This window comes from Azospirillum sp. B4 (genome assembly GCF_000333275.1).
In the GTDB taxonomy this organism is placed as follows: Bacteria; Pseudomonadota; Alphaproteobacteria; order Azospirillales; family Azospirillaceae; genus Nitrospirillum.
In genome coordinates, this window is the sequence record NZ_BACU01000592.1 from 1 (window position 1) to 5,603 (window position 5,603).

The following is a 5,603-nucleotide window of genomic DNA, read 5'->3' on the forward strand; positions in this document are numbered from 1 at the left end:
GGCGCGCCAAAGCCAGTGCTGCTGAGCCCGTTACCCAGGTCATGAAGGGCCAGCGATCCGCGATTGGGTCTCGCCGACTTGGCGGTTTCGATGGGGTCCGCCTGGCGGAAAAGCGGCTTACCGGCGACGGTCATGTGTAAGACGGCTCCAAAACAAATCTCGCCATGATCCGGTCACCGGGTTCCGTTTGCTGTTGACGACGGGCGCTGACGCGCCGGAAGACGACCATGGCGGTCGGCCTGAGGCGGTCCTTCACCATCGTCCATGAAGGTCTTCCCCCGGGATGGTCCCAGGAGGTCCATTTCAAAGACGGCGGCCAGGGGCGCTCTCAACCGCTCAGGGGTTACCATAACCCCCTCCTGCTGTTCCATCGTAAAACCTCGAACTCTCCCCAGCGCCCATCACAGGCCGGCTGGGCGGGTGGGAAGCCGCTGCAACGCTACGTAGGTTGATAGTGTGGTTATTCTGAGGCCTGAAAACGGCACGCCGCGCCGCAGCAAGGCGCATGTCCGGAGCAGAAGCGATGCTGCCCAATAATTGGGCGGGCGCGCTGGCGAGCAGGCCTATTTTGTGGGCGATTTTGCGAATGCCCGCGCGCCTATTGCGGGAAATCGGCACAAAGCCTGGACTGGCGCTGATTTTGCTACGGGGCAGGCCGGGGTAGCGGACAGAAGTGCCGCATTGCGGCAACACTCGCGCATCAAATATGTGCGCCGCCGCAAAATTTCGGTCCGGCCCTCGCTTTCTTGTTGGATTTGAAAGACCTTCCGGAGTAGTGGGGCTGCCGCGAACAAACTCTGCCGTGTACCCTCCCCCGGCTGGACCCAGCCTAGGCCTTTCAGGTTAGGGCGGCTGGTGCGACGGGTAACGCAAAGACGGGTCTGTCAAGGACCTGGAAAAATTGAAGGGATCGAGCATGACGAGGGTTGAGAAGAGCCGCGGGCTGAAGTCCGCGCTTCTGGGTATGTCCGCTTTGGGCCTGATGGGCTTGGCCGGCGTGGCGCAGGCCGCCGCCGACAGCTCGGACAAGCTGGATGAGATTATCGTGTCGGCCGAACGCCGGCCGGCGCTGGAGCGTGAGGTTCCCATCGCCGTCACCTCCATCAGCGGCGAGAAGCTGGACGTCCTGAACTCCAGCGGCATGGACATCCGCTTCCTGGCGGCGCGCACGCCCAGCCTGCAGGCGGAATCCTCCTTCGGCCGCACCTACCCGCGCTTCTACATCCGTGGCCTGGGCAACGCCGACTTCGACCCCAACGCCTCGCAGCCGGTGTCGGTGGTGTTCGACGACGTCGCCATGGAAAACCCGATGCTGAAGGCCTTCCCGGTCTTCGACGTCGCGGCCGTGGAAGTGCTGCGCGGGCCCCAGGGCACGCTGTTCGGCAAGAACACCCCCGCCGGCGTGGTCAAGATCGACAGCGCCAAGCCGACCGACACCTTCAGCGGCTTCTCCGACCTGACCTACGGCAGCTATGACACGGTGAACTTCACCGGCGCCGTCAGCGGCCCCATTGTCAAGAACGTGCTGAAGTACCGCGCCTCGGTCAACATGCAGCGCCGTAACGACTGGGTGCAGAACCAGGACATCAGCACGAAGAACGACACGGACTTCGAGGGCTATCGTGACCTGGCCGGCCGCTTCCAGCTGGAATACACCCCGAATGAGAACCTGGACGTCCTGCTGAACGTCCATGGCCGGCAGCTGGACGGCTCCGCCCGCCTGTTCCGCGCCAACATCATCAAGAAGGGCACCAACGACCTGGTCGACGGCTTCGATATCGAGAAGGCCAACCAGGACGGCGCCAATCCGCAGAAGCTGAACTCCTTCGGCTCCAACCTGCATGTCGTCTACGACGCCGGCCCCCTGACCATCACCTCGGTCAGCGGCTATGAGCGCGCCAACGTGTTCAGCCGCGGCGACATTGACGGCGGCGTGCCGGCGGACGTGCCCTTCTCGGTGGAAACCGGCGGCTACAATTCCCCCCGCGAGCTGAGCCAGGAAGTCCGCGTCGCCACCAACGACCTGGGACCGTGGCTGCTGCAGGGCGGCCTGTACTACTTCAACTCCTACATGACCGGTAAGGACTACGACTACGTCACCTCCACCGGTGCCATCGACGACCAGGTCCGCCACAAGGACCGCAGCGAGACCGACGGCGTCTTCGGTTCGGTGAAGTACAAGGTCACCGACGCCCTGACGCTGGGTGGCGGCGTCCGCTACTCCCACGACAACAAGTCGGTCGAGTCCATCCGTGACTTCGGCTACACCGGTCCGATCTACCTGCGCACCAGCGTCAACGGCGGCAACGCCTCCTGGGACGTTTCCGCCGACTATGCCGTCACCAGCGACGTGAACGCCTTCGTGCGCGTGGCCACCGGCTACCTGGCGCCGTCCATCCAGGACCGCATCACCTTCGCCAACGCCACGTCCACCGCCAAGGCCGAGACCACCATCTCGTATGAGGCGGGCATCAAGTCGTCGCTGTTCCAGAAGCGGGCCAGCCTGAACCTGACCGGCTATTACTACGACACCAGCGACATGCAGCTGACGGCCGTGGGTGGCGCCAGCAACACCGCCCGCCTGCTGAACGCCGATCACGCCATCGGCTACGGCGTGGAACTGGAAATCGAGGCCAAGCCGATCGAGCATCTGCTGGTGACCGCCGGCGGCAGCTACAACCACACCGAAATCCAGGACCCCACCGTGTCGGTCGCCACCTGCGGCGGCGGCTGCACCGTGACCAATCGCCTGAACGCGTCGGGTAACGCCCTGCTGGACGGCAACCCGCTGCCCGAGGCGCCGAAGTGGATCCTGAACGCCACCCTGCGCTATGGCGTGCCGGTGGGTGCCGATGGCGAAGTGTTCTTCTTCACCGACTGGGCGTACCGTGGCGAAGACAACTTCTTCCTGTACACGGCCAAGGAGTTCACGGGTAAGGCCTTCCTCGATGGCGGCCTCCGCATCGGCTACAAGAATGACGCCGGGTATGAGGTCGCGGGCTTCGTCCGCAACGTGCTGGACCAGGTGCGCGTCATCGGCGCCATCGACTTCAACAACCTGACGGGCATGGTCAACGAACCCCGCATCTTCGGCGTTCAGGCCAAGTACTCGTTCTAATACCCCTGGCATCGTCCCGGCGGCGCTGGCCGTCGCCGGGACGGTGTGACAGGATCTGTTCCAGGGGCCCGGCCGTGGCAGCGGCGGGCCCCTGTTTCTACCGGCCGGCCGCAAAGGCATTTCCCCATGACCCGGATCGCTTTCCTGTTCCGTCGCCTGCGCGCGGGCGCGCTGGGCGTCCTCCTTCTGGCCACCCCGGCCATCGCCAAGGAGGGCCCGCCCCTCAAGGAAAAGGTCATCATCGACACCGACATCGGGGATGACATCGACGACGCCTTCGCGCTGGCGCCGGCATTGACCGACCCGCGGCTGGAGGTGCTGGGCGTCACCGCCGCCTGGGGGGACACGGGCCTGCGGGTGCGCCAGCTGCGGCGCCTGCTGGCCATCGCCGGCCGCGCCGACATTCCGGTGGCGCAGGGACCGGCCACGCCCAACACCACGCCCTATACCCAGAAGCGCTGGGCGGAAGTGCAGCCGCCGCCGGCCCAGTCCGCGCCCCCGGCCGTGGATTTCATCCTGGACCAGGCGCGCCGCTACCCGGGCCAGGTCACCCTGATCTCCCTGGCGCCGCCCAGCACGCTGGGCGCGCTGATCGACCGTGACCCCGCCGGCTTCGCCAAGCTGAAGCGGGTGGTGATGATGGGCGGGTCCGTGTATGCCGGCTATGACGACACCGGCTACGGCCCGCTGAAGGGACCGACGCCGGAATACAACATCTACTCCGACATACCCTCGGCCAAGAAGCTGTTCACCAGCGGCGTGCCGCTGGTGGTCATGCCGCTGGACAGCACGCGGCTGAAGTTGGATGAGGTGAAGCGTGACATCCTGTTCGCCGCCGGCACCCCCATGACCGACGCGCTGGCGCTGATGTACCACCAGTGGCGCCGCCTCAACGGCTGGGGCCAGATCACGCCGACGCTGTTCGATCTGGTGCCCGTGGCCTATGTGCTGGATCCCCGGCTGTGCCCCACCACGCCCCTGCGCCTGACGGTGGGCGAAAAGGGGGAGACCATGGTCACCCCCGGGCCCGCCAACGCCCAGGTTTGCCTGAAGGAGGACAAGGAGGGCATCCTGGATCTGCTGATGAACAGCCTGCTGGCCCACTGAAGGGATCGTTCATGCGCCGCCGGATCGCCGCCCTGACGCTCGCCCTGTTGACCGCCGTGGGGTTGGCCACCCCGGGGTTGGTCGTTCCGGCGCCCGCCGGCGCGCAGGACACCCAGTTCGTGCCCTACGGCACCTGGAGCAGCCGATGGTCAACAGTCCGCCCTGCCTCACCCCGCGCGAGGTGTGGGAGGGTGGAACCAGGAATGCACGGCGGCGGACTACGACGGCTGGCTGCGGGACATCCGCCACTGGCGGGAGGAGCGGCGCATCCGCATCGGCTATGACCCCGCCCGCTATGCCGATCCCCGCCTGGCCTGGACACGCGCCAGCTTCGTCCAGACCCAGATGATGGTGGAGGACCGCTACGTCTATGATCCTGCCGCCGGTCGCTACACCGTGGACCGCTATCTGGATGACCTCCTGGCGCGTTTCGGCGGCATTGACGCCGTGCTGCTGTGGCCCGACTACCCCAACATGGGCATCGACGACCGCAACCAGCTGGACCAGGTGGCCAACCTGCCCGGCGGCTTGCCGGCGGTGAAGGCCATGGTGGCGGACTTCCACCGCCGGGGCGTGCGCGTGCTGCTGCCCATGATGATGTGGGACCAGGGGACGCGGGTGCCGGACAGGCCCTGGCCCCAGGCCCTCGCCGAGCTGGCGAGGGAGATCGGCATCGACGGCATCAACGGCGACACCCAGGATGGCGTGCCCCTGGCCTTCAGCCTGGCGGCGGACAAGGTGGGCCACCCCCTGGCCTTCCAGCCGGAAGGCGTGATGGCGGATGAGGCGGTGGCCTGGGACCTCATGTCCTGGGGCCAGTACACCTTCACGCCCGTGCCCAAGGTCGACCGCTTCAAGTGGCTGGAGACCCGGCATATGGTCAACATCTCCGACCGCTGGGCGCGCGACAAAACGGACGATCTGCACTACGCCTTCTTCAATGGCGTCGGCTGGGAGGCGTGGGAGAACGTCTGGGGCATCTGGAACGGCATCACCCCCCGCGATGGCGAGGCGATGCGCCGGGTGGCGACACTGGAGCGGGGCCTAGGGCCCCTGCTGTCCAGCCCCGACTGGCAGCCGTTCTACCCCACGCGGGCCAACGGCGTCTTCGCCAGCCGTTGGCCGGGGGCGGATGGCCGCACGGCCTGGACCATCGTCAACCGCAACGACCACGCCCTGGACCAGACGGTGCTGGCCGTTCCGGCGGACGGCCCGGCCCTGCGCTATTTCGACCTCTACCACGGGGTGGAGCTGACGCCCCGTCGCGAGGGCGGGCAGCTGCTGCTATCCTTCCCGCTGGAGGCCCAGGGCTTCGGTGCCGTCCTGAACCTGTCCGGCACGCCTGACGCCAACACGCTGGCCTGAGGAGCGGATAAGG

Annotated in this window: 3 protein-coding genes; all 3 read left to right on the plus strand. The window is 66.6% G+C overall.

What is annotated here, in order from left to right:
• Positions 1-916: 916 nt before the first annotated feature.
• Positions 917-3,118 carry a TonB-dependent receptor gene (locus I55_RS26870; protein WP_044563806.1) on the plus strand — a complete coding sequence of 734 codons (2,202 nt, stop codon included), beginning with the start codon at positions 917-919 and terminating at the stop codon, positions 3,116-3,118.
• A gap of 126 nt (positions 3,119-3,244) precedes the next feature.
• On the plus strand, positions 3,245-4,225 hold the full coding sequence (locus I55_RS26875; RefSeq protein WP_049974539.1) for a nucleoside hydrolase: 981 nt from the start codon (positions 3,245-3,247) through the stop codon (positions 4,223-4,225).
• Between the two features lie 183 nt (positions 4,226-4,408).
• Positions 4,409-5,590 (plus strand): hypothetical protein, encoded by a 1,182-nt coding sequence (locus I55_RS26880; protein ID WP_049974540.1) that lies wholly within the window; start codon positions 4,409-4,411, stop codon positions 5,588-5,590.
• Positions 5,591-5,603 lie beyond the last annotated feature (13 nt).

What these genes read in the sequence shown, in the direction of transcription:
- I55_RS26870 (WP_044563806.1), top strand. Translation starts at nt 917, where the DNA reads ATGACGAGGGTTGAGAAGAGCCGCGGGCTGAAGTCCGCGCTTCTGGGT.
- I55_RS26875 (WP_049974539.1), top strand. Translation starts at nt 3,245, where the DNA reads ATGACCCGGATCGCTTTCCTGTTCCGTCGCCTGCGCGCGGGCGCGCTG.